Origin of the sequence: Hymenobacter arizonensis (assembly GCF_900115775.1) — a bacterium.
GTDB classification, from domain to species: Bacteria; Bacteroidota; Bacteroidia; order Cytophagales; family Hymenobacteraceae; genus Hymenobacter; species Hymenobacter arizonensis.
Window position 1 is genome coordinate 28,193 of the sequence record NZ_FOXS01000011.1, and the last position, 22,519, is coordinate 50,711.

Sequence of the window (22,519 nt, forward strand, 5' to 3'; positions counted from 1 at the left end):
GGACTACAGGCGCGAGAGCACCTCGTCGGTCAGGAGTTGAAAGTCCGCGACCGCATTGGACTCCGGGGTGCGGAGCTGGGCCGGCACGGCATCGCGCTGGGCATCCCCCAGCCGCTTATCCGTGCGCACATTGGCCATCACCTGACCGGGAAACAGGTGATTGGCGGCCGCCACAATATCGGCGTGCAGCGTGTTGCGAACCCGGGGGTTGAAATCGGTGAAAAAGAGACCGATAAAATGCAGGTTCGGGTTCATGCCCGGCTCCTGTTGAATCAGCGTTGTCAGCTCCGCCAGCTTGTTGAGGGACTTTAGAGAAAAGTAGCTCGGCAGTGCCGGGGCTAGGTAATGCGTCGCGGCGCACAGACCGATGAGCGTGATGTCTTCCAACGATGGCGGACAATCAATAATAACGAAGTCAAAGCCGCCGGCTTCGGCCGCGAGCACGTCGCGGAGCGCGAAGCGGAAGTCATCGGGCCGGTGGGCAATCAACTCCTTGGAACGGGGCTTCAAGTCATCGTCCGTGGGCAGCAGCCAAAGCGTCGGCAGCTTCGTCTGCACCAGGGCATCCAGAAGCCCACTTCCCGCCAGCAGCACCTGTCCCGTGCTCGTGGGGTACTCCTCCCGGGTTAGCGCGGAAGTCGCATCGCCCTGCACGTCCAGGTCCACCAATAGCACCTGATAGCCGCGACTGGCCAGCTCGCCGCTAAGATTCAGGCTGGTGGTAGTCTTGCCCACCCCGCCCTTGCGGCCAACGACCGCAATGATGACTGGCGGCTGCTTCTCTTTCACGGGAGGATTCTTCTTTTTCATGGGATGCCGGAGGATGAAGTTTTCAGGGATTAGAAAGGCATAACAAAAGTAACTGGCTAAAATGGGCATATAATATAAAACATTACAATCGGCTTAAATTCTTAAGCCAGTTAAAATGTTTAAGCTGTATTAATCATATTGCAACATTTCAATTCATTGCAAATCAATAAGTAAAACTTAAAACAATATAAACCATTTTACCTGGTTAGGAAGAGATATTTTGCGGGCACGCATGCTTGATTACCCACTTTAAATGGTTAACCCACCTAAAGTTCTTAATATAGTTTAAATGCTGCAGGCTATCGGAACTATGCACGGGGTGGTATGCTTGGTATTTACAGTAGTCAAATCGGTCATTCCATCCGGCCCAGTCAGCCACTTACTGGCAGGTTGTATTGATGCGTTCCAGTACCGCGTGGGCCTGGGCCTCATCGGAAGCGATTGACCGGAGGATGGCTTAAACCCGTTGCCGAAGTCGCGGGTGGACTTTGAAATTATCTGAGGGGCCAACTTGCCCAGCTGGTTGATGCGTTGCCAATAGGCCAAATAGGAAATCTTTTTTTCCACTGCCTCAAAAAGAAAGGTCACACCTGAACAGCAATGGTCTTCGCTAGCCTAACTGACCCAGTAGCGCATTAATGAGTTTTTGGATGTGCACTAGTTAATTGCACACCCTAAAAAGGGCTGGCTGATAAGGATTATGAAAATGAATAATATGGGTTAAACATATAAAACATTTTGCCCAACTATAATCCTGATGCGGCTTTGCGCACGCAGGACAAACAAACGACTCGATAGGGGAGGCTGGCCACTAGCTCGACGGCGCCATCCCGTTGCGTGTCTCGGCTAGGTTCCAGCTCGTCCTGGCACGGCTTGGTGGCCGCCACTAGCTTGGAGCGTGGAGGAAGCGGGGTCAGGCGACTTGCAGTTCGTGCTCGCGGTAGCACTCCGAGCAGCCGTTGTCAAGGCGGTAGAAGTTGATGCGTTGCACGCCCGCGGCGGGATGGCGCTCTTTGTGCTGGCCGCAGCAGGTGAAGGCGGCTGGGGCGTTGGCGATGAGCTGCACGCGGTGGCCGACGGCGAAGGCAAAAGTGGCTGTTGAGGTCAGCAGCGAAGCGGGAACGAGAGCGGCTTCAGTTCCAAAGGGGAGGAGGGAAGGCCCACCTGCGCAAGCCTGCTCGTACCATACCATGTGGCCATGACAGACGGTGCATAGCCCGGCATCCGTTTCGGCCGCGTCGTTAGGGGGCAACTCGTCGCAAGAAGAAATACCCGAAAGCGACGTGCCATAGTAGATTTTGCCGTGCTCGCGGCAGAGTTGGTCCACAATCGGGGGCGTTGCGGGCAAATGGGCACACCGCGGGCCCGTCTTGTGCGTTAGTAAATGCGTTAGTAAACCAATATGCAGTGGGGGCACTCCAGCGGCTCATGGCAGAGGCGGTTTAGCGATTACAGATGGATAACCAGTTCCCGATGCAAGGCAATAATTAAGCCTTATTAGGCCATTTTAAAAATTACCAAGGGCACTTTCCCGTTCTCAAAGAACCTTTCCATCAGTTACTTCTTCGACTTTAGACCTGGGAAACTGCCCTGAAGTTCGGTTATGATGAAGGCCGGAAGCGGGCACATGAGTTTGCCAGCCTGCTTGGCCAAGTTGCCGGCTTTACGGGCAGCGACGACCTTTTTCAGGGCATCGTCGTTGGGCCCCACGAGTTGTAAAATGCGCTGGGCCATCGGCTTGTCGATGCCGTCCTCAAGCAGCAAGCCATAGGTTAGTTTACGGCGGTCGTCAAACTGGGCCAGGAAGGCTTCAAAGCCAGCGTCGTCCTGTACCGGCAGGCCCTGGCCAAGACGGTTTTTGGTGCGCTCGGACTTTTCAGGCCGCTCCGGCGGCGGGAGGGCGAACTTGATAGCCGTAACCTTCTTACCTGTTTTGACGGCCTCGTAGGAGAAGGGAAAACCTACGTCCTCGGCCCCGAGTTGCTTGACGGCGACCTCCAGCACATAGCGGTTGAAGTCGCCCCATTTCCCGTAGGGGCTGTTGCCTTCAAAAAGATAGTCCTGGAGTTTGTCGAGCGCGATTTCTTTGGAACCCAGCGACTGATAGGATTTGAGAATCCAGTAGAGCCGCTGGGAGTTAGCATTCTTGATGACGAGCAGCTTCTTCACATCGGCCGAGGTGAAGCCGGGCTTGCTGCCTTCAACCACCTTAGTGATTTCCATGAGGTAAGGGCGAATCTTCGGGGCGAAGTTGCCGGTTACCAAGCCCGTGCCGGCGTCGATGCCAATATCGGAAACGATACGGGTGCGGTACTCACTGTTCTGGGGGTTAGAGCCCACCGGCACCAGCCGCAGGTCATGTTCGTAAAGAGCCTTGCACGCGGCGCCCACCAAGCGGTAGGCCTTGCCTCCGGCATCAGGGTAGATATCAGTAATCTTCAAGCGTATGGGCGGGAGCGGCCCCTCGTCATTCTGATGGATGCCCTGGAGAGCCATGACCATGATGCGGGCTTCCAGCTCGCCCATGTGAAGGTTGGTGCGAATGAGGTTGTTGTGCTGAAATATAACGTCGTTGCGCGCTGGGGTAGTATCCATTAGGCGGAGTTGTCAGGCTAATAAGGGTAAAGATAACGAGACTCTTCCAACTATGATAATTAAACACTCAATTACCATACATGATACGCAGTGGCCTTTTTTAGCCGATTCCTTACCATACTTGTCGGAACCTTTACCATACATAGGCTCACTTCTTACCCGTTATTATAAGCGGAACTCCTACCACAGTTGGCGGAACCTTTACCATACATAGATTACTGTTACCACAGTTGGCGGAACTGTTACCACAGTTGGCGGAACCGTTACCATAGTTAGAGGAACTGTTACCATACATGTTCCACCGATACCTGCTAGGGTCATTTTTTACGAGATTGACAACCAAGAGACCATAATTAGGAGCAAAAAATTAATGTACATACATCGGTTGGCCAGCTTGCGGAGCTTCGTGCACGCGGGACCCGTCGACTCTTTTTCCTTAAAAGCTTTCGCTTGAAAATGCGAGCAAGCGGGCCCTTTTTTTTATCCTAAAAATAAATAAATGGGCGAAGCCCCATCTTCTCTTTTCTTTAATTTTCTATCTTCTATCTTCTAGGGCGCCATACCGACTGGAGATTAGTTAGTTGCGGGCCTATTTCTGGTAAAGGTTCCGCTAAAAAGTGATAATGGTTCCGCTCTTAAATGGTAACACTTCCGCTAACTGTGGTAGGAGTTCCGCTCAAGACTGGTAGAGGTTCCGCTGATGTATGATAAAGGTTCCGACAACTGTGGTAATGGTTCCTAGTGCATACCGGAGTGGAGCGGGCAAAAGGCCTCAGCTCAACTAGGCAATCCATTCCACACCGGAAGTATACTTACGCGTGCAGGCATGCCAGCAAAAAAAGGCTTTGGTGAGGTTTATCTCCCTGCTGCCGCAATCGAATCTGCCCGAGTGGGAATGTCGCGGGGTTCCCACTCGGGCCATCTTGAGCGTCACCATTGTTCCAATCAAGGTTGGGTTCAAAGTGCGCGAACCGTGTAACACGATGTGCATTAGTGCTGCCTTGCTCATACAATAATCTGTCGGTGAAAAAGATGGCGGTAATTGGCGAGTCGATGGGAGAATGCTCGTAAAGCGTCTTTCCAGACCTGCTGAAGAATGCTGACGTGAGGAAAAGAAAAGAAAGGAAAAATGAGTGCCCAGGCGCTAATGGCCCAAGAATGAATTAAATACACCGAGTCAGCATGGTCACTGTCAAGGGTTTATTAGTCTATTCTTTGAGGTGCGGATTAGGCAGTTTTAATTAGCACAAAACCCATAAAAGGGTCACTTTAATACCAACTCCCTCAGCCCTTTAAGCACAAACCCCTCTAGTCTCTTTAGTGTCATAAAGCCACCCCCGAATCAGGGAAACGAGGGCATAAAAAGGTACTTGTGTAATGGGCATTTGTGCTTTTTATTACTTGTTGTCAGGCAGTTAAGAGGGGGGCGTTTAATGCACGGCTGTGGTTGTTCCACTGGCCCGGATTCGCGGTGCTTTCGTTGCCCTTCGTGCAACCCATCCTGCCCATTTGCTAGGTGATAGCTTCTATTGAGTAGTCTTTTCCCTTGACAAAGGAGAAGGATCGGCTCAATAACAACGCCTTCCTGGGAATCCTTAAGGCTTGATACGTTTCGTTGCCGCGTGAGCCTTTGCCTGTGTAAGGGTAAGGCTTGAACCACCGTTTCACTGAACTTCTAGCGGTCGGTTTCCAGGATGGCAAACCAGAAGTTATCGACCCATTGTCCCCGAATCGGCAGCACCTGCCGCTTGCGTCCCTCGCGGGTCATGCCCGCTTTTTCCAGCACGCGGATCGAGGCCGCGTTGCCCACGGCGCACCCGGCTTCGATGCGGTGCAACCGCAAGTCGTCAAACCCAAACCGGAGCAGCTCCGTGAGGGCTTCGGTTGCCAAGCCTTGGCCCCAGTGCCCGGGCAAGAGTTTGTACCACACTTCCCCGTTGTGGAACTGCGGCTTCCCCAGGTTCAGCGCCAGCAGGCCGACAAACGCGGCGCTGTCGGCCCGTTGCGCACAGAAAAGATAGGACGTGCGCGGCACCGCTCGCTGCTGCGCCAGCCAGCCGGCGAGCAGGCGCTCCGTGGCCGCCACGCTCGCGGGCAGGCCCAGCGTGTTGAACGCGTCCACTTCCGGCAACGAATGCAACTGATGAACCGCCGACAGGTCCGCCCACGACAATTCCCGCAGCTGGAGTCGAGCGGTGTGAAGGGTCATGGTGGGCTGGGGTAAAGGAGGAGGTGAGGCAAGGTAGGGCGCGCTCGGGGAAACACTCGTTTTCTTATTACGACCCTTTTCTTGAACCATCGTCACGTTCTGGTATCAGGCTCTAACTTGCGTCCAACCAACGTGAACCACCTGCTCCTTTTGCTTTAATCCATGGATGTAGTCGAATTAGAACGCGCGCTCATCACGGGGGGCTACCGGGGGTGGTTCCTGGCCGGGGGCCAGATGGACGATACCGTCACGCTGAACCGTACCCGGGACGGGTGGGAGGTGTATTACAGCGAACGCGGAAAGAAGAGCGGCGAGCGTACTTTTCAAACCGAGGACGAAGCCTGCCGGTATTTCTTAGCCTTCATCTCCGGGAGCAGCACGGCCATCGGGGATAAACACTAACGCTCCTGTTTTTGAACACGCCAGCGTTTAGCTTCCTACCGTTTCGCTGAACTAATTGGACCAGTAGCCGAGACGGCTCTCCTGCCGTGCAGTAAGACGCGGTCTACTACCCTGTTTCCTTTCGTTTCCCTGGCTAGTTCTTGCCGCGTTGGCTGCCATCGGTTGGGTAAGAGCCGCTTCGTCACCCGCCGGCCAAGAGGGAATCGGTTGTAGCTTGGCGGCTCACTTTTTACCTACTACCCGTGGCACAACGCGTCATTACCGAAGTCCTCAGCTTGGCTTCTACCACCCTGGCTACGAAAGCGGCCTCTACGGCTTCGTTCGAGCACAACCCAACGGGCGAGACAGCCCAGGCGCTGAAAGAGGGCTGGGTAATCCAGCAGATGGCTACCTGCATCGAAAGCGGCTACCACTGCGCAACCTTTGTGTTGGAGAAGCCCGACTAGAAAACGGCGACGGCTGGCGCTGCTTGGAAGAGCGCCCCTTTTCCCGAACCGGTAGCCAACCGGTTCCGGCGGGCTGTTTTAGTCGTACGTACCGTATGCCTGCTCCCGAACTTGCACGGGTGGCCACGGGCCGCCGCATCACGTTTGCCGCCCAACCCAGCGAACGCGCCCACATTTTTCGCCGCGTGGGCGGCGCCGCGGGCCCCTGGCACCGCGTGGCGGTCAACGCCCGCTGCCCCTTTGTCGACGAGGACGTGCTGGCCCCGGGCACCGTCGTCGAGTACTACGTGCACGTGCCGGCCGAAGCGGCCGATGGCCCGGCCCGGGACCGCAGCCTCTTGCTCAGCATCACCACTTAGTGCCGAATGCACCGTCTGGCTGAACGCTTCTGGAGCAGTCGACAGCCTGGTCAGGATCCGGCGGTTGTCGGCCGTGCGCGGGAAGGAGCTGCGTGCCGCCGCGCCCCCGCGCCGGCCGGATTTGGGCTACCTTCGCCGGGGACTTTACCAACCCGCTCGGTTCCATGATTGCTGCCATCCTTTGGGTCGTGTTTCTGCTGTGTATCGCGGGGCTGACCGGGCTGGCGTGGAAACAAACCGAAACCGACGGGCAGCGCCTGCTCCTCGTGCTCGCCGCCGCCGGGGCCGCGGCTTACATGACGTACCGCATCGCCACGCACTAGCCCGTCGGCTCCGCCGGGCCCCACGCCCCCCGGCAGCGGCATGGCTGCGTTTGCCTTCGGACCCTTTTGCTAAACTGCTCCGTCCCTCTGGTCAAGGTATATTCGCTCTTCATGGCTCCTCTTGTTCTGCCCTTCTTGGCCCTCGCCGGTTGGCTCTCTCCACCCGAGCCCCTCTGCCCCACGGCCATCCAGGTCTATCCGTGCCAAACCTGGATGGGGTACTCCACGGCGTCCGCTCGTTCGCGCTTCGTGGAGTTGCAGGGCCATTGCCCCGTCGGTCAGGCGGTGCCGGCGGCGGAAACAGCGGCCCTGTCGCAGTTATTGGCCCGGGCATCCACCCGGCGTCATGGGCAGCAAAAGATTGGCCAGAACCTCACCTTTTGCGTGTTCAGCGTTGGGGAAGCCCCGCACCAAGTCCTTGTCAGCGCGGGCGGGTACGTCCTGGACCTGACGGCCCAACGAGAATACCGCGTGGTGCGCCCGGAGGATGTCCTTCGCTACGCCCAAGTGTACCGGGCCATTGTGGGGAAATAACGCTCCTCTTTCGCCTTTCCGACCCTTTCGCTCTAATCAGGAAATGAAATGCTCCTTGAAATGAACCCAGCGAATCTGACATCCACAAGCCTGGCGTAGGTCAAAAAGAAGGCCAAGCGGGTGCCACAAGCAGGAACCCTATAGCTTTGAAGCAATTTCATAAAGTTTAGGATGGTGGCCAGAAGGTGTTTGCCAAGAGCGGGCTCCCTTTAGCTAAATGACTGCAACTTTGGAATTACTGCCAGCCCAAGTATAATTTGACCGCTTAATAACGCTTACAACTTTGCTCTTGGGGCGCGCTCACGCCGGTGAGGCGCCTTACCGGCTGTTGGTTTACTATGTTCACCGCTTCCGATCCAGCCGCCGACCTTGAACTTCGCCTGGCGAGCTTGCAGGGCACGGACGCGGAGGCGTTCATGGAAGTGCTGTTTCGGGCCTACTATCGCCCCCTGGGCAACGTGGTTTTTCGGGTAGTGCAGGACCGCGACGTCGCCGAAGACCTGGTGCAGGACGTGCTGCTGAACGTGTGGAAAAACCGCGAAAACCTCCGCATCACCACCACCTACCAAGCTTACCTCTACCGGGCCGCCATGAACGCCGCCCTGCGCCACACCGCCCGGAGCAAGCGCCAAGTAACCTGGGACGATGCCAGCCTGCCCGACGCCGGCCGCAACACCACCGAGGAGCAGGTGCACGGCCAGGAAGCCGAAGCCGCCGTCGCCGCCGCTCTCGCCACGCTGCCACCCCAGTGCCGGGCCGTGTTCCTGCTCAGCCGCCAGGAGGGCCTCAGCTACCAGCAAATTGCCGATGCGCTCGAAGTAGCCCCCAAAACCGTGGAAAACCAGATGGGCAAAGCCTTGCGCTTGATGCGCAAGGGCCTGCAGGGCTTGCTGCACAGCCTGCTGCTTTTCGTCTTCCTGCGCTGATGCCGCCCGCGAAAAAAAATATTTTCATTCGGCGTAGGGGTAAAGGCGGGGAAGTGATTCTTACCAGGGAAAGAATCATTCACCCACGTTAAAAGCTATGAAAAAGCTACTTTCTCTCCTGGCCTTGCCAGCCGTTCTGCTCGCTCCTGCTTGCTCCAACGACGGCGATATTTTTGGGCCGAGCCTGCGCGGCACCGGCCCCACGCAATCCGAAGTTCGCACACTGAGCACCTTCGAGCGCCTTGAGCTTAAAATTGACGCCGAGGTAATCGTCAGCCAAGGCAGTCCCCAGCAGGTACGCGTGGAGGCCCAGCGCAACATCCTGGACGTGCTTGAAACCGAGATGAACGGTGACAAGCTCGAGGTAGAATACGGCCGCGTCAACGTGCGCGGCCACGACCCCATCCGTATCTACATCACCGTGCCCACGCTGCGGGAGCTGGAAGTTTCGGGCTCTGGCAAGGCCAGCAGCGCGACGCCCTTTACGGCGACCAACTTCCAGGCGAGCGTGTCGGGCTCGGGCGAGCTCAACCTGAATTTTGCGCAAGTGGATGCCCTGCGCACCACCGTGTCGGGCTCGGGCGAGGCCAAAATGAGCGGCAACGCCCCGAGCCACAACGTCAACATCAGCGGGTCAGGGCGGGTGAGTGCCTATGACCTGACCACCCTTGACACCTACGTGGGCATCAGCGGCTCGGGCCGCAGCTACGTGCGCGCCGCCCGCACCCTCAACGCCGACATCACCGGCAGCGGCTCGGTGTACTACAAAGGCAACCCCACGGTCAGCAGCCGCATTGCCGGCTCGGGCCGGGTGCTGGCTGATAATTAATTGCCTTTATTTTGCGTGCTCCAGCTGGCGGCTCTCCGCACCGGTCCCCGCCGGTAGTCAAAAAACACCGACTTTAGCAGGCTCAGTTGCCGCCCTCGTTCATGCCCGACTTGTATTCTGACACCGAAGCCCCCTGGGACCTTCTGGCCAAGCACTTGGCCGGGGAAGCTTCTGCGTTGGAAGAACAAGAGTTGCACGCCTGGATAACGGCCTCTCCCGAGCGCCTGCCCCTGCTCACCGATGCCACCCGGGCCTGGGAGCGGGGCGGTACCCTGGCCGAAGCGTTTTCGGCCGAAGACGTGGACCCAGCCTGGCAGCGCTTCCGCGTTGCGGCCGAACTGGAGCCCGCTACCGCGGCGGTGCCCGCTGCCGTAATGCAACCAGCCCCCGCAGCTCCGGCCACCGAAGGCGGCCGGGTTGTGCCGCTCTGGCCTGCGCTGGCGTCCCGGTCCTGGCTGCAACTGGCGGCAGCGGTGCTGCTGCTAGTGGGGGTTTGGGGCGTGTTGCGCAGCTTCTGGCCCCTCCGCCAGCGGGTGGAAACCATTACCGTGGCAGCCAGCGCGGAACGCCGGCAAGTCAGCCTGCCCGATGGCAGCCGCGTGTGGGTGAACCGCCACTCCACCCTCAGCTATGCGGCCAATTTCAACCGCACCGCGCGGGTGGTGCAGCTGCAAGGCGAAGCCTTCTTTGAAGTAAAAAAGGACCGCGGCCGGCCCTTCACGGTGCTGGCCAACGAAACCCGGACCCAGGTACTCGGCACGTCGTTCAACGTGCGCGCCTACGGTGCCGAAGACTCGGTGGAAGTGGCCGTGGTGACGGGCCGCGTGGCTTTCCGCCCCGTGCGGCGCCTCAGCACCGGCACCGATTCGGTGCTGCTCACGCCGGGCCAGCGGGGCGTGATTTACCGGGTGGCCCCTACCGCAGCGGTGCAAAAGCCCATCTCGGACCCCAACTTCCGCGCGTGGCAGCGCAGGGAGTTGGTGTTTGACAACCAGACGCTGACCCAATTGGCCCAGACCCTGGCGCGCTACTACGACACGCCCGTGACCCTGGCCAATCCCGCCATCGGCAACTGCCGCTTCACTGGCACCTTCGCCCAGGCTAACCTGCCCCAGGTGCTGCGCGTGGTGAGCTTATCGGCCAACCTTACCGTGCGCCAGTCGGCTGCCGGCTACACCCTCGACGGACCGGGCTGCCCTTAGCCGCCCAGTCTTTTCTCTCGCCTTTATTTCCCCTTTAAGCTATGCGAAACCGCATATGCCTGGCCCTGGCCATGCTTTCCGCCCTGGCCGGCTCGCCACTGCCGGCTCAAGCCCAATCCCGCTCCAGTTCCGTGCTCGAGCGCAAAGTGACCGTGACCTTCAGCCAAGCCCCGCTCGAATCGGTGCTCCAGACGCTGCGGCGCCAGTACGGCGTGCGCATCTCTTACAGCAACACAGCGCTGAACCTGCGCCAACCTGTGACGCTGAGCGTGCAAAGCCAGCCCCTGCGCACGGTGCTCAACGCGGTGCTGGCCGATAAAAACATTGGTTATGAGTTGGTCGGCGACCAGGTGGTGCTGCACACGGTGCGGCCCACCAAGACCAAGCCGGCACCGGTAAGCACAACTTCGCCCAGCTCGCCTGCCAGCAAGGTGGCAGTTCCAGTTAAAGCCCCCGCTCCCAAACCAACGCCAACCAAGCCAGCCGCCAACCAGCCTACCGAAGCCGGGAGATCACCAGCGACAGCAAAATCGGGTACGCAGTCAGTGAAAACCACTGGCCCGGTGGTGGCCGCCGTGGCCCAGGATACGATTGCGGTGAAGCCCACTGCGGCCCCCGATACCACGGCAAACGCAGCGGAGCCGGAGCCAGCGAGCTCCGCTCGAACCCGGCAAGCGCAGGTTTCATTTCTGGGCCCTTTGGGCTCGAACGGCCTGCGCAGCGGCCAAACGGTGAACAAGCTGTCGGTGAATGTGCTGGGCGGTACTTCGGCTGGGGTTGATGGCTTCGAAGCCGCCGGTTTGTTCAACATCACCCGCGACACAGTCAAGGGCGTGCAGCTGGCGGGCCTGGCCAACGTGGTGGGCCGCCACCTCGACGGGTTTCAGGGCGCCGGCCTGCTCAACGTGCTGGGCGGCACGGGCACGGGCTGGCAGGCAGCGGGCCTGCTCAACGTGGCCACCCGCCCGGTGAGCAGCGTCCAAACCGCCGGCTTGTTCAACTACAACGGCGTGGCCAAAAAGCTGGCCGCTGACTCAGCGCAGTCCCAGGCGGCCGGCCCCGTGTCCGCACGCAAGTCGGTGCAGGCTGCGGGTCTTTTCAATGCCTCCATAGGGGAGGTGCGGGGCGTGCAGGCGGCGGGGTTGTTCAACGTGGCTGGCACGGTGCACGGCGTACAGCTGGCCGGGCTGCTCAACATTGCCGATTCGGTGGACGGCGTCAGCATTGCGCCGCTAAACTTTGTGCGTCGTGGTTACCACCGCTTCGAGGTATTGAACTCGGAATCGTGGGCGGTGGGCGCGAACCTAAAGCTGGGCGGCTCGGCGGGCTTTTACACGTTTTTCGCCGGGGCCTACGATGGCTTCGGCAGCAACGGCCAGCGCTGGGCCCTGGGCTACGGCGCCGGCACCGAGCTGCTGGCCCGTCGCCGCATCAGCCTGAACCTCGACGCCGTGGCCCTGCACGTGAACGAAGAAAGCCGCGGCTGGACCGACGAGCTCAACCTGCAAAACCAGCTGCGCCTGCTGGTGGGCTTCGCGCCCTTCAAAGCCGGTGGCCGCGTGCGCCTCGTGGCCGGGCCCACGGTGAGCGTGCTCGTCACTCAGCGCTACGATGCCGAGCGCGGGCAAGTATCATCCAGCTTGGTGCAGAACCGCAGTCTCTGGCTTGATGAGCCAGGCGCGAGAACCAGCGTGTTTGGGTGGATAGGCTACTGCGCGGGCATTCGTTTCTAAGCGCTAGTATCAAAAAGTGTAAAACAACATTCCACCCGTCATGCTTCGCTGCGCTGTGCATGACATCATTGCCCATAAAGCACCTCAAAACCATGTTTTAGGCGCTATTTCTGGGACATTGGTTGGTGCCAATTCAGAGCTAAAAACAGAAAAGTAAAATATTTTTCGGCCGGGCGTAGGGGTGAGGCCCGATACTGGTCTCTTACAAACGGAACGTTCCTCCTGGTCGCCCCGTGCGGCTCGCCTTCACCCCGTTGCGGGGGCCTGCCGGCCCTCTCAATAATCCTTCATCACTGCTTTTTCACCGACAGCCATTTTCCGCTGCCTAGGCGGCGCTATGCCTGTAAAATTTGACCCTCATGCGCTTTATTTTGTTTGTTTTCATTGTGTTAGCGCTCGGGCTGAGCTTGCCGGTCCACGCCCAGGGCCTCAGCCAGACCATTCGTGGCCGCATCCTGGACCGCGAGTCACAGCAGCCGCTGATAGGCGCCACGGTGCTTGTTGTCGGCAGCAGCCCGCTGCTGGTGGGTACCGCCGATGTCAATGGCGACTTTAAGATACCGCAGGTGCCGGTGGGGCGCCACACGCTCAAAATCAGCTTTGTGGGCTACGAGGAACAGACCATTCCCGAGCTGCTGCTGGGCTCGGGCAAGGAACTGGTGCTCAACATCGGGCTTGGCGAGTCCTTTACGAAGCTCAACGAGGTGACCGTGACCGGGGAGCGCGAAAAAGGCACCGCCCGCAATGACATGGCCACCGTGTCGGCCCGCTCGATTTCAGTGGAAGAAAGCAAGCGCTACGCCGCCAGCCTCTCCGACCCGGCGCGCACCGCCCAAACCCTGGCCGGTGTGTCGGGCACCTCGGGCGGCGACCTGAGCAATGAAATTGTGGTGCGCGGCAACTCGCCCCGCGGCCTGCTCTGGCGCATTGAAGGCGTGGAAGCCCCCAACCCCAACCACTTCTCCGACGCCGGCGCCAGCGGCGGGGCCGTGAGCGTGCTCAGCACCAACGCGCTGGCCAACTCCGACTTCTTCACCGCCGCCTTCCCCGCCGAGTACGGCAACGCCCTGTCGGGCGTGTTCGACGTGCGGCTACGGGCCGGCAACAACCAAAAGCGCGAGTACGCCTTTCAGGCCGGGGTGCTGGGGGTGGAATTTGCTTTGGAAGGCCCGTTCAGCGCGCGCTCCAAGGCCTCGTACCTGGTGAATTACCGCTATTCGTCCCTGGCGTTGCTCAACAACCTGGGCGTGGACGTGACCGGCGACGGCAGCGTGCCCAAGTACCAGGACCTGTCTTTCAAAGTCAACGTGCCCGTGGGCCGTCACAACCTTGTGTTCTGGGGCATTGGTGGGCTGAGCAGCAACAACTTCGTAGCCGCCCGGGATTCGTCGATTTGGAAGAGCTACTTCGACCGGTTCGATGGCGGGAGTTCGTCGGACGTGGCCACCGGCGGCCTCACCTACACGCACGTGCTCAACGACCGAGCTTACCTCGAAACCGCCCTCACGGCCTCCGGTGACCGCCACGGCTACCAAGGATACGAAGTGGGCGAAGGCTACCGCCGCGTGCTCGACGCCGACCAGCAGTTTGTGAACACGGCCCTGCGCGGCTCGCTGCTCTACAACTACAAGCTCAGCGCCCGCCACACCCTGCGCGCCGGCGCCGTCGTGAGCCGCCTGGGCTTCGACGCCCGCAGCGGCTTCCGCTCCGACGACTACGGCGGGCAGTTTGTGCAGTTCCTGCAGCGCACCGGCGCGGCCACCACCACCCAGGCCTACGGGCAGTGGAAGTACCGCGCCACCAAGCAGCTCACCGTCACCAGCGGCGTGCACTTTTTGCGCTTCGGGCTGAACGGCAACACCGCCCTGGAGCCGCGCGTGGGCGCCCGCTGGGCGTTTTCGCCCAAGCAGTCGCTCTCGGCGGGGGCGGGGCTGCACAGCCGCCTGGAGGCCCCGTTCGTGTACTTCACCCAGCTGCCGCAGGCCGGGGGCGGCTACGCCGAGCCCAACCGCAACTTGGGCCTGGCCCGCGCCCTGCACTACGTACTGGGCTACGACAACCTGCTGCGCGAAGACCTGCGCCTGCGCGTGGAGCCCTACTATCAATACCTCTACGACGTAGCCATCAGCCCGAACCGAAACAGCACGTTCGCCGCCCTTAACTTCAGCGGCGGCGCGCCCACCGAAGCTCTAGTGGCTCGCGGTAAAGGCCAGAACTACGGCCTGGACGTCACGCTCGAGAAGTTCTTCACCGGCCAGTATTACTTCCAACTCACGGGCTCGCTTTACGACTCCCGCTACCAGGCCGCCGACGGCAAATGGCGCAACACCCGCTACAACGGCAACTTCGTGGCCAACGCCCTGGGCGGGCGGGAGTTCAAGGTGGGCCGCGAGCACAACAACCTAGTCAGCCTGAACCTGCGCCTGCTCTGGGCCGGCGGCAACCGCTACACGCCCGTTGACTTGGACGCCTCCCGCCAGGCCGGCTACGCCGTCCTGCTCGAAGACCGTGCCTGGGCCGAACAGGGCCCCGGCTACTTCCGCCTCGACCTGCGGGCCAGTTACCGCAACAACCGCCCCCGCGCCTCGCACATCATTTCGCTCGACATCCAGAACGTCACCAACAACCAGAACATCTTCGGCCGCTTCTACGACCGGTACTCGCAGCAGCTGGAAACCAGCTACCAGACCTCGCTGGTGCCCTTCCTGAACTACCGGGTGGAGTTTTAGGCACAGGCAGCGCAAAAAAACACAATTGCGGTGCGAGTTAATGCCTTGGTTCTACTGGTTGGACCCTTTCGCTGAACTACAATCGAATGTCTACGCGGATGTTTTTGGAAACGACTTCTTCGGCATAAACGAGCGTGTCCCGAGGGCCTTGCTTCACTTCGATGGCCAAGTAGCAGAGCAGCGGGAACGTGGCCGCAAACCGTCCTTGTGCGTCCGTGGTCAGCGTGTCGTACCGGTACCCGTTGTAGCTGTCGTAGTCCCCGCCCCGGTAATAGGCCGTTTCTAGGTGTAGCACGGCCCCCTTCACCGGCTGTCGGGTCCGCCGGTCGGTCACGGTGCCCACTAAGCGGGCATTTTCGACATCGCGGTTGCAGGCGCTCAAGGCGAGTAGCAGCCAAAGCCATATAGGGCGCATGGGAAGGTGAAGTTTGATGCTAGTGAACATTAACTAGCGGTGAGATTAAACTTACGCTCGTTTTACCTTACAGGCGTCGTCCTTACTTTTTATCCCTTCGCATGTCCCTCCGTCGTCGATTACGCTACCGGGTGCGCGTGGCACCGCCTTGGTTAATCCTCGTCATCGTGCTGCTGTTTGCGCTCTTGTGGGCAAGTAACCTTTAGCCTCTACACACCCGTCTCTTGCTTTGCTTTTTGGACCGTTTGAGTAGACATAAAACTCTGCTTGGCCAACTTTGGGAAGAGGGGTGAGACTTCACTCGCCGGGCGGCCGGGGGCAGCGTGGCACTTTGCCGGTGCGGGCCCCTCGCAGAAATTGACGTGTTAGCAGCGGCACTAGTCCACCACGCCAAAACGCGCGTGCGCAAAATCCAGAACGACGGTGTTCTCTAGGAAAAACGCGTTGCCAGTCAGCGCGTCCACCCGCTCGCTTTTGTTGAAGTCGAGGTGGCGTTGGCTGCGGGTGAACCACGCCTTGGACGCGGGCAACCGGACCGTTCCCAGGTACGCGTCGTGCTGCATCGGCGCCCCGTAAAACGGCACCTTTTCGCCCCACGAGTTGACCGCTAAGGTGTCCACCACTGCCCCCGGACGGACCAGGTGTTGCCACGTGGCCTGGTCCGTGCTCAGGGGAAACAAGCTGGCCCCGGTGTCAAACAGGGCCCAATAGGTGCGGCGGTTGACCGCAATCGGGATGCTGAACCGGTTGTCCTTGACCCGGCCGGCCACGAAGCGGGTCCGGGCCCGCCAGTAAGCGTCCACCGAATCCAGCACGCACATGCGCCGGCGCGGGTAGTCGATGACCAGCACCTTGCCGCCCAGAAAATCGGCCCCGAGCGTGCCCACTAACTTCGGGGAGGGAGAGCGCAACGAATCCGGGGAAACCGGGTCCCCCTGCCGGGTCATCAGCCGCGGGGCCGGCACGACGGCGCCCCCGAAGGCCAACGGCAGGCCGTGGGTCGCGTAATGCACGTGGCCGGCATCGGTCGTGCCCCGTTGGGCCGTGTCCACGTGGGCATACAGCTGCGCCCGCGACGCAAAATAGTTTTTGAGGGCGTCCTCGTACAGAAAAGTGGTGCCGCTGCCCAAGTCAAACTGCGTGACCAGATTGCCGGGCAAGTCGTTGATTTTAACCGGCACCATGATGGCGACCTTGTCAAACGGCTTGCCGGCAATCGTCGTCCGGTACCAGGTGAAGGGAAACCACGGATACACCAGGGGAGCGTGGAGGGCCTTCCGCGGCGGAGAACAAGCAGCAAGCAAGAGAACAACGAGCAGTGACCGGTACGGGGGGAACATGGATGACAGTGCTGGGGTGGGAGCCCATGAAAGGGGCGTAAGCATCGTTAGTTGTTTCCCATTGGAAACAGCTCGCGTTATCATATGCGAACCGGTGCGCCAATACTTGGCCACCTTTTCTTAACCAAGGCTTGCCAACGGTGAAGTGGGATAAACTTACGCTCGTTTTGCGATTCGGACCGTTTTGCTAAACGAGAACGCAGTCGATAGAATGATTAGGTCTTAATCTGTTGCCTCTCGCATTCGTTTGGTCAGACGCGGTATCCGCAGTGCCCATCCGAAGGTCGCCCGGGTGAATACGACCGCCCCGCGGCCGCCAGCGCCACTCGAGCCGGGGTGTCCGCCGGGGCGCCTTTCCGCGCTTTCTCATGCGCTCCTTCTGGGCGGCTACCCTAGACTACGTCAACCCCTTTACTAGGCGGTTTTTTCAGTAAGCGGGTTTGCAGGGCTTCCCGGTAGCTCTCTGCCAACGGAATGGCGACCGTGCCGACGGTCACCTGATGGCGTTCAATTTTGCGAATGGCCTTCAGCGCAACGATGTACGATTTGTGGACCCGAATAAATTCCTCGGCGGGCAGGGTGTCCAGCATGTCGGCCAGCGTCATGCGGGTGCTCACCTGCCGGCCCTGCTCGTGAATAAACAGCAGATTGGTATCCGATTGAATGTAGAGGACCTGCTCCACGTTGACCCGAATCCAGTCGTAGCCGTCTTTGACGAAAATGCCCGGCGGGCCTTCGCGGGCGGGTAGCAACTGGGCGTAGGCCCGGTTGCAGGTTTGCAAAAACCGGCCAAATTCGATGGGCTTGAGCAAATAGTCGAGGACCTGCAGCGAAAAGCCGTCCACGGCGTACTCGGCGTAGGCCGTGGTGAACACGATGCGTTTTTGCAGGGGCGCAATCAGCCGGGCAAAATCAAGGCCGTGCACATCGGGCATCTGAATGTCCAGGAACAGGAGGTCGACGCGGTGGGTGTGCAGGCAGGCCAGGGCCTCGGTAGTGCTCAGAAAGGTGTGCGTAAGCTGCATAAACGGCACCTTGTCCGCGTAGCGCTGCAGCACCTCCAACGCAGCGGGTTCATCATCGATGGCGATGGCGTGTAACATAAGCGCCTACAGGTCAAGGGTAAGGGAGACGGTGAAGGAATCGGCGGTTTGCGCAATGTGCAGTTCGTGCCGGCCGGCGTACATCAGGGCCAGCCGCTGCCGGGCGGTGGCAATGCCGGTGCCCGGGCCCGGCCGGACGGCCGGGCCCGGGGCAATGCTGTTGGCTACCCGCAGCCGCAGGCGGCGGTTTTCCACGGCTACCGCCAGCTCAATGTAGGCAGGATGCACGAAGCTGATGCCGTACTGAAAGGCGTTCTCAATGAAGGGAATCAGCAGCAGCGGGGCAATGGAGGCCGGCAGCCCGTCCCATTCCAGCTCAGTCGACACGCGCAGCGTATCGCGCGCGGGAAGACGGGCGCGCTGCAGGGCCAGGTACTTTTCCAGAAACGAGAACTCGTTCTCGATGGCCGTCAGCGGCTGCTTCGACTCCTGCAGGGTGAAACGCATGATGCCCGCGAGTTGCTGAATCAGGTCGGCGACGGTTTCGTTGTCGACGCGCTGGGCTTCGTTGTAGATGGTATTGAGGGCGTTGAAAAGAAAGTGCGGGTTCACCTGGGCCTTGAGGGCCGTGAGCTCGGCTTCCACTTTTTGCTGGAGCAGGTGGTCCTGCGCCCGGCGGGCTCGAAACGAGTCGGCCACGTAGCCATACGCCACAATGACGGCCAGGAGCACGCCCGTCAGCAGCAGGTTCTCGTCGATAAACTCCGGCACGCGGTCGGTTCGCACCTGCAGGAGCTCAAACAGCACCCACGCCAGCCCGCACAGCCACGTCCCGTAGCCCCAGCCGGGTTCCCGGCGCAGCAGCCACGCCCGGAAGGCGAGCCGGTAGTTGAGGTGCGCCACGGCGGCCAGGCCGGCCAGCAGCACCCCGATGCCCAGCAGGTACCGCGCCAGGCTGCCGACCTCGGGCGTGTCCGTCTCGCGGTGCCACGTGCCTCCATACAGCAGCCGGCCCCAGTAGGCCAGCAGGCCGGCGAGGGCAACGCCAAAAAGCAGGGCCGGGGCCGGTCGGAAACGAGGCATAGGGAACAATTAACGGGCGCTGCGGGACGCGGGTGCGGGTTTAATGCCTTGCAGCTCGCGCTGCCCTTGGGCCTCGCTCACCGGGGCCAACAAGAGGGTGCGGGTTAGAAAATCGATGTCCTCCACGGCTTTGAAATAGTAGGTCCGGCCCGGTTGGGCCTCCAGCTGCACGGTCTGTTTTTCGGAAAAATAGTCTCTAACCGACTCCACTTTCACCCGCCCCGGCGGCAGGTCGAGCTGCAAATATCGATTAGGCAGCAGCACGCCCAACTTTTGGCCGTTGATTCGGATGGCGTAAGCACTGCCGTTAAACTCGCGTTGGCGGTAAATGACCAGGTGCGCCGGAGCGTCCTGAAGGGGCGGGGGTACCTCGGCCCAACGGCCGAGCAGCAGCGCCGGCAAAAAGACGTGCGCTTTCATTGGTTGGCCCAGTAGTTACCCGACACGTATAACCCCGCCTGAAAGTAGAACTGACTGATGCGGTCCTGGGGCGCTTCCAGGAGCGAAAACGCCCCCGACCGCCACGCGTTGGCCTGCCAGCCCCGCCGGTAGCCGACGCGAAAAACGTTGGCAATGCTCCTGCTGCGCTTCTCGCGCTGCGAAAATTCCACGTTGATGTCCCAGTAATCGTTGCGAAATTGCAGCGACGGGATGTTGCCGGCCGGGTTATACTGCGGCTGGTTTTGGAAAACGACGGGCTGCGTGGTGCGATTAATGACGGCGTACTCGTAGTTGAGTTGGCCGACGCCCACGTTGAGGTAAAGGCGACGATTTCGGGTGTTGAGCACATCGTAGCCCAGCGTCGCGCCCCCGCTGAGAGCGTAGGTGCGCCGCACCACGCGTGCATCCTTTTCATTGGGTTGGAATAAGTTGACGCCGTAGCCGCCATCAAAGAGCAGTTTTAGCCGTTTGTAGCGTCCGCCGAAATTCCCATACACGAAGGGGTCGAGGGGGGAATCGCGTTTAATGCTGTTCTGGCGAAAAAACGCCTGCATGTTCGGCGTACTGGTCAACGCCAGCGTGGCGCCTACTCCGTGGATAATGGAGTATTTGTAATTGCTCTGGGGCGGAATGCCGGACGTCCGGGCCGAGTCCGTCGCCTGGCCCATCGCGGCCGGACCCAGGAGAAGAAATAAAAACAGGAAGCGCTGCATACAGGTGGGGAGTGGGGTTGGTTGATGCGTCGAAGCAAGCACCGCCCCGCGCCCCGCGCAACCCCGTGTGGCCAACGCGGCTAGGTTTGTGGGCAAACCCGTCAAGTTTGTGGCCTTGCCTCTACTCGAGGCATTCGTTGGCAGTAGGGGTGGTGCTCAGGTGAGAGCGGGAAAAAGCGGGACAATAAGGTCAATCCTACCTTCTTAACCTGATGGCCCTGGTGAGCCTTTTTCTGCTGCCCAGTTGCATCATAATCCTCGTTTCGCTTTTCGAACCGTTTGGCTGAACACAAAGCTTCCAACGCATTTTCCTCCTCAACCCTGTGTTCACGCGGTGAGCGTACTTTGCCCGTCGGCATGGGCGGTAGCGCGGGGAAGGTTAGCCGCCACCCCCCCCATAAAGCAGTACCCCAACGGATTCTCATGAACAAGCCCTATACTTTACGTTTCCTGGTGCTGGTCTTGCTGCTGCTCGCGGTAGTGGCTGCCAACTACCTGTATTTTTTTCACTTCGACGCCTTACTACAATACCTCTACGATTTGGATACTGGGCCGGGGGACTCCCTTTCTGCCCGTCCCAATCAGTTGCTCCACGGCCCTTGGGAATACAAACTACAGGCAGCAGTCGCTCAATTCGTCCTCGCGGTTGCCTTCTGTCTAGCCGTAAAAGCAAACGCGGCCAGATTACATAAGAACCTATACCGTGCCTTACTAATATCCTCGGCACTGTTGGTGTCCCTTTATGGGCTGCTCATCTTCTTGTCCCCGGTAGCTTCCACGGTTGGTGTTGTGGGCTAGCGCCGTCCAGCCACCCTTGATGCAGTTGCCGTCCCCACCTTGGGCATAAGGTGTTTACAGCAGCAGAACGGCCGGCTAGAGGCTGCCGGGTCAGGCTGCCCCCAAATATGACGTTGGCACACGGGAGGTTGGAGCACCCATTAACGAAACATAGACCAATAAGCGCGGTTCACGGGGAAAGTGTCCGGCGGCCCCTGCGGAAACCGCTGCACGGCGAGCGTTATGCTCCTATTTTTGAACGGAGCTGGTTTAGGGCACCACCATTTGAGTAAACTCTACGGGGTATCAGGGTAAGCCATCCTAATCACGCCCCGTGGCGAACGGCATCCAAGTAACTCTATTGCCATTTCAGGCAACTCACGGGCAGGGGAATCCAACAGCAAACGGGCTGGCCCTGCCTGCGGGCGGGCGTCCAGCCCGTCATGGTCAGGAGTTTCGCGCGCACTTCCCGTTCGCACCGGGTTGATAACCGCGGGCGGGTAATTTGCACGTCGCGTACCCGCCCGTGCGGGTCAATGAGGAGCCGCAGGTACAAGCTGGCGATCTCTTTGCCCTCCCGCTGCCTGTTCCGATACAAAACGTGGCTCAGTTCCTTCGAGACGTAGGCCATCCACTGCCGTGGGGTATCGTTGCGGTAGCTGGGCATCACCTCGGCGTAGTCGTATACCCGGGTGCCGGCAGCTGTCTGCTCCCGAACGGCCGTCGTAGAAACCAGCAGGAGCGCCCCGAAAAGAACAAGCCGCTTTAACCGTATGCGTCGTTCATTCATTGGGGTAGGGGCTTGGCAAGTGAAATTACCCTCCCTTTGCGATTCCGACCATTTCCATGAACATTGCCCAGCCTAATAGCGAAAGCAACAATGGCCCCCCTGGCAGCAGGAACCCCGCCAGATTGCTGCTTTTGTGCTGCTCTAGGGATCAACGCCGCCCATTCCGGCGCTTGCACAACGGCCATGGTCCGACCTGTGGCTTTCGGATGCGCCCCCTCCCGGCCCGTACGCACGCCACGCAATATCTTGGTCCCATGAAGTACCTCCTTTTTCTCAGCTTCTTGTGGTCGGCTCTCCCCGCCTTCGCCCAAGTGGTCCCGAGCCCCCCCGACCAATACTGCCTGCTTGAAGTCACGCCAATCGGGAAGGACCGGGACCGCATCAAGCTCTTAGCCAGCAGCCCGGAATGGGCCCCCAAGGGCCAAGCAGAAGAGGCGGAGCGCGTCAAGGGGATGGCCTTCGAAGCCGATGCGCTCATTTACATGAGCACGCACGGCTGGCACGTGGTGCAGGTCATGCAGAAGTTGAACGAACACGTGGTCTACTTACGCCGCCACCAGCCGTAGCAACCTTCCCTTTACCGCCCCTGGGCTGGGCGTGCCAACAGTGCCTCTCGTTGGTGAACCCGCCAGTGAATAAATGGCCGCGTTTACCTTCGGACCGTTTTCGTAAACAGGAGCAATTGGGTTGCCTCCGCACTCGCCCAAAGCCCTGTATCTTGCCGGGATGAACCCTTTTGCTGCGCTCGCCGCCGGCCGGGCCGCCTGGGCGCTGTGCGGCGCCTTGGCCAGCGGCCTGGCCGGCTGCTCCACCCCGGTCA

General features: G+C 60.0%; 23 protein-coding genes. 12 read left to right on the forward strand and 11 right to left on the reverse strand.

Going from position 1 to position 22,519, the window contains the following annotated elements; all coding sequences use genetic code 11:
* Positions 1-3 precede the first annotated feature (3 nt).
* From BMZ66_RS24085 to BMZ66_RS24105, 4 genes are all read right to left on the reverse strand, one after another.
* Positions 4-810, reverse strand: a complete 807-nt coding sequence (locus BMZ66_RS24085) for a ParA family protein (protein ID WP_177204903.1) — start codon at positions 808-810, stop codon at positions 4-6.
* Between the two features lie 913 nt (positions 811-1,723).
* Positions 1,724-2,137: a hypothetical protein gene (locus BMZ66_RS24095; protein WP_143080435.1), complete on the reverse strand. Its 414-nt coding sequence runs from the start codon at positions 2,135-2,137 to the stop codon at positions 1,724-1,726.
* A gap of 230 nt (positions 2,138-2,367) precedes the next feature.
* Positions 2,368-3,405 carry a replication initiation protein gene (locus BMZ66_RS24100; protein WP_092678946.1) on the reverse strand — a complete coding sequence of 346 codons (1,038 nt, stop codon included), beginning with the start codon at positions 3,403-3,405 and terminating at the stop codon, positions 2,368-2,370.
* 1,675 nt (positions 3,406-5,080) lie between these two features.
* Positions 5,081-5,614: a GNAT family N-acetyltransferase gene (locus tag BMZ66_RS24105; protein ID WP_092678947.1), complete on the reverse strand. Its 534-nt coding sequence runs from the start codon at positions 5,612-5,614 to the stop codon at positions 5,081-5,083.
* 162 nt (positions 5,615-5,776) lie between these two features.
* On the opposite strand from BMZ66_RS24105, the gene BMZ66_RS24110 reads away from it, so the two are divergent.
* From BMZ66_RS24110 to BMZ66_RS24155, 10 genes are all read left to right on the forward strand, one after another.
* On the forward strand, positions 5,777-6,016 hold the full coding sequence (locus BMZ66_RS24110; RefSeq protein ID WP_092678948.1) for a hypothetical protein: 240 nt from the start codon (positions 5,777-5,779) through the stop codon (positions 6,014-6,016).
* Between the two features lie 242 nt (positions 6,017-6,258).
* Positions 6,259-6,462: a hypothetical protein gene (locus BMZ66_RS24115; protein WP_092678949.1), complete on the forward strand. Its 204-nt coding sequence runs from the start codon at positions 6,259-6,261 to the stop codon at positions 6,460-6,462.
* 95 nt (positions 6,463-6,557) lie between these two features.
* Positions 6,558-6,821 carry a hypothetical protein gene (locus tag BMZ66_RS24120; RefSeq protein WP_143080436.1) on the forward strand — a complete coding sequence of 88 codons (264 nt, stop codon included), beginning with the start codon at positions 6,558-6,560 and terminating at the stop codon, positions 6,819-6,821.
* Positions 6,822-7,009: 188 nt separating this feature from the next.
* Positions 7,010-7,144, forward strand: coding sequence for a hypothetical protein (locus BMZ66_RS26330; RefSeq protein ID WP_262507622.1), 135 nt, complete (start codon positions 7,010-7,012; stop codon positions 7,142-7,144).
* A gap of 111 nt (positions 7,145-7,255) precedes the next feature.
* Positions 7,256-7,678 carry a hypothetical protein gene (locus BMZ66_RS24130; protein ID WP_143080437.1) on the forward strand — a complete coding sequence of 141 codons (423 nt, stop codon included), beginning with the start codon at positions 7,256-7,258 and terminating at the stop codon, positions 7,676-7,678.
* 338 nt (positions 7,679-8,016) lie between these two features.
* Positions 8,017-8,604 carry an RNA polymerase sigma-70 factor gene (locus BMZ66_RS24135; RefSeq protein WP_092678953.1) on the forward strand — a complete coding sequence of 196 codons (588 nt, stop codon included), beginning with the start codon at positions 8,017-8,019 and terminating at the stop codon, positions 8,602-8,604.
* Between the two features lie 97 nt (positions 8,605-8,701).
* A complete protein-coding gene (locus tag BMZ66_RS24140) occupies positions 8,702-9,433 on the forward strand; it encodes a head GIN domain-containing protein (protein WP_092678954.1) in 732 nt (243 codons plus the stop codon).
* Positions 9,434-9,534: 101 nt separating this feature from the next.
* Positions 9,535-10,635 (forward strand): FecR family protein, encoded by a 1,101-nt coding sequence (locus BMZ66_RS24145; protein ID WP_092678955.1) that lies wholly within the window; start codon positions 9,535-9,537, stop codon positions 10,633-10,635.
* 41 nt (positions 10,636-10,676) lie between these two features.
* Positions 10,677-12,368, forward strand: coding sequence for a DUF4974 domain-containing protein (locus BMZ66_RS24150; protein ID WP_092678956.1), 1,692 nt, complete (start codon positions 10,677-10,679; stop codon positions 12,366-12,368).
* A gap of 359 nt (positions 12,369-12,727) precedes the next feature.
* Entirely contained in the window at positions 12,728-15,097 is a 2,370-nt protein-coding gene (locus BMZ66_RS24155; protein WP_143080438.1) for a TonB-dependent receptor, read from the forward strand.
* Positions 15,098-15,173: 76 nt separating this feature from the next.
* On the opposite strand, the gene BMZ66_RS24160 is transcribed toward BMZ66_RS24155, so the two are convergent.
* From BMZ66_RS24160 to BMZ66_RS24185, 6 genes are all read right to left on the reverse strand, one after another.
* Entirely contained in the window at positions 15,174-15,512 is a 339-nt protein-coding gene (locus tag BMZ66_RS24160) for a transthyretin-like family protein (protein WP_143080439.1), read from the reverse strand.
* Positions 15,513-15,889: 377 nt separating this feature from the next.
* The gene (locus BMZ66_RS24165) at positions 15,890-16,816 is read right to left on the reverse strand and encodes a pepsin/retropepsin-like aspartic protease family protein (RefSeq protein ID WP_143080440.1); all 927 of its coding nucleotides are present in this window, start codon (positions 16,814-16,816) and stop codon (positions 15,890-15,892) included.
* Positions 16,817-17,244: 428 nt separating this feature from the next.
* Complete coding sequence (locus BMZ66_RS24170) at positions 17,245-17,955, reverse strand: LytR/AlgR family response regulator transcription factor (protein WP_092678960.1); 711 nt, start codon at positions 17,953-17,955, stop codon at positions 17,245-17,247.
* A gap of 6 nt (positions 17,956-17,961) precedes the next feature.
* Complete coding sequence (locus BMZ66_RS24175) at positions 17,962-18,978, reverse strand: sensor histidine kinase (RefSeq protein WP_092678961.1); 1,017 nt, start codon at positions 18,976-18,978, stop codon at positions 17,962-17,964.
* Between the two features lie 9 nt (positions 18,979-18,987).
* Positions 18,988-19,398 (reverse strand): DUF2846 domain-containing protein, encoded by a 411-nt coding sequence (locus BMZ66_RS24180; protein WP_092678962.1) that lies wholly within the window; start codon positions 19,396-19,398, stop codon positions 18,988-18,990.
* Positions 19,395-20,132: a hypothetical protein gene (locus BMZ66_RS24185; protein WP_092678963.1), complete on the reverse strand. Its 738-nt coding sequence runs from the start codon at positions 20,130-20,132 to the stop codon at positions 19,395-19,397. The genes BMZ66_RS24180 and BMZ66_RS24185 overlap by 4 nt, the downstream gene beginning before the upstream one ends.
* Before the next feature lie 423 nt (positions 20,133-20,555).
* On the opposite strand from BMZ66_RS24185, the gene BMZ66_RS24190 reads away from it, so the two are divergent.
* The gene (locus tag BMZ66_RS24190) at positions 20,556-20,930 is read left to right on the forward strand and encodes a hypothetical protein (RefSeq protein ID WP_143080441.1); all 375 of its coding nucleotides are present in this window, start codon (positions 20,556-20,558) and stop codon (positions 20,928-20,930) included.
* 337 nt (positions 20,931-21,267) lie between these two features.
* Here BMZ66_RS24190 and BMZ66_RS24195 read toward each other — a convergent pair whose 3' ends face one another.
* Positions 21,268-21,699, reverse strand: a complete 432-nt coding sequence (locus BMZ66_RS24195; protein WP_092678965.1) for an energy transducer TonB — start codon at positions 21,697-21,699, stop codon at positions 21,268-21,270.
* Between the two features lie 254 nt (positions 21,700-21,953).
* Here BMZ66_RS24195 and BMZ66_RS24200 point away from each other — a divergent pair, with 254 nt between their 5' ends.
* Positions 21,954-22,265: a hypothetical protein gene (locus BMZ66_RS24200; protein ID WP_092678966.1), complete on the forward strand. Its 312-nt coding sequence runs from the start codon at positions 21,954-21,956 to the stop codon at positions 22,263-22,265.
* Positions 22,266-22,519: the final 254 nt, after the last annotated feature.

Bases quoted from the DNA above. Each gene is read 5' to 3' on its own strand.
- BMZ66_RS24085 (WP_177204903.1), bottom strand. From the start codon at position 810: ATGAAAAAGAAGAATCCTCCCGTGAAAGAGAAGCAGCCGCCAGTCATC.
- BMZ66_RS24100 (WP_092678946.1), bottom strand. From the start codon at position 3,405: ATGGATACTACCCCAGCGCGCAACGACGTTATATTTCAGCACAACAAC.
- BMZ66_RS24105 (WP_092678947.1), bottom strand. From the start codon at position 5,614: ATGACCCTTCACACCGCTCGACTCCAGCTGCGGGAATTGTCGTGGGCG.
- BMZ66_RS24110 (WP_092678948.1), top strand. From the start codon at position 5,777: ATGGATGTAGTCGAATTAGAACGCGCGCTCATCACGGGGGGCTACCGG.
- BMZ66_RS24120 (WP_143080436.1), top strand. From the start codon at position 6,558: ATGCCTGCTCCCGAACTTGCACGGGTGGCCACGGGCCGCCGCATCACG.
- BMZ66_RS24130 (WP_143080437.1), top strand. From the start codon at position 7,256: ATGGCTCCTCTTGTTCTGCCCTTCTTGGCCCTCGCCGGTTGGCTCTCT.
- BMZ66_RS24135 (WP_092678953.1), top strand. From the start codon at position 8,017: ATGTTCACCGCTTCCGATCCAGCCGCCGACCTTGAACTTCGCCTGGCG.
- BMZ66_RS24140 (WP_092678954.1), top strand. From the start codon at position 8,702: ATGAAAAAGCTACTTTCTCTCCTGGCCTTGCCAGCCGTTCTGCTCGCT.
- BMZ66_RS24145 (WP_092678955.1), top strand. From the start codon at position 9,535: ATGCCCGACTTGTATTCTGACACCGAAGCCCCCTGGGACCTTCTGGCC.
- BMZ66_RS24150 (WP_092678956.1), top strand. From the start codon at position 10,677: ATGCGAAACCGCATATGCCTGGCCCTGGCCATGCTTTCCGCCCTGGCC.
- BMZ66_RS24155 (WP_143080438.1), top strand. From the start codon at position 12,728: ATGCGCTTTATTTTGTTTGTTTTCATTGTGTTAGCGCTCGGGCTGAGC.
- BMZ66_RS24160 (WP_143080439.1), bottom strand. From the start codon at position 15,512: ATGCGCCCTATATGGCTTTGGCTGCTACTCGCCTTGAGCGCCTGCAAC.
- BMZ66_RS24170 (WP_092678960.1), bottom strand. From the start codon at position 17,955: ATGTTACACGCCATCGCCATCGATGATGAACCCGCTGCGTTGGAGGTG.
- BMZ66_RS24175 (WP_092678961.1), bottom strand. From the start codon at position 18,978: ATGCCTCGTTTCCGACCGGCCCCGGCCCTGCTTTTTGGCGTTGCCCTC.
- BMZ66_RS24180 (WP_092678962.1), bottom strand. From the start codon at position 19,398: ATGAAAGCGCACGTCTTTTTGCCGGCGCTGCTGCTCGGCCGTTGGGCC.
- BMZ66_RS24185 (WP_092678963.1), bottom strand. From the start codon at position 20,132: ATGCAGCGCTTCCTGTTTTTATTTCTTCTCCTGGGTCCGGCCGCGATG.
- BMZ66_RS24190 (WP_143080441.1), top strand. From the start codon at position 20,556: ATGAACAAGCCCTATACTTTACGTTTCCTGGTGCTGGTCTTGCTGCTG.
- BMZ66_RS24195 (WP_092678965.1), bottom strand. From the start codon at position 21,699: ATGAATGAACGACGCATACGGTTAAAGCGGCTTGTTCTTTTCGGGGCG.
- BMZ66_RS24200 (WP_092678966.1), top strand. From the start codon at position 21,954: ATGAAGTACCTCCTTTTTCTCAGCTTCTTGTGGTCGGCTCTCCCCGCC.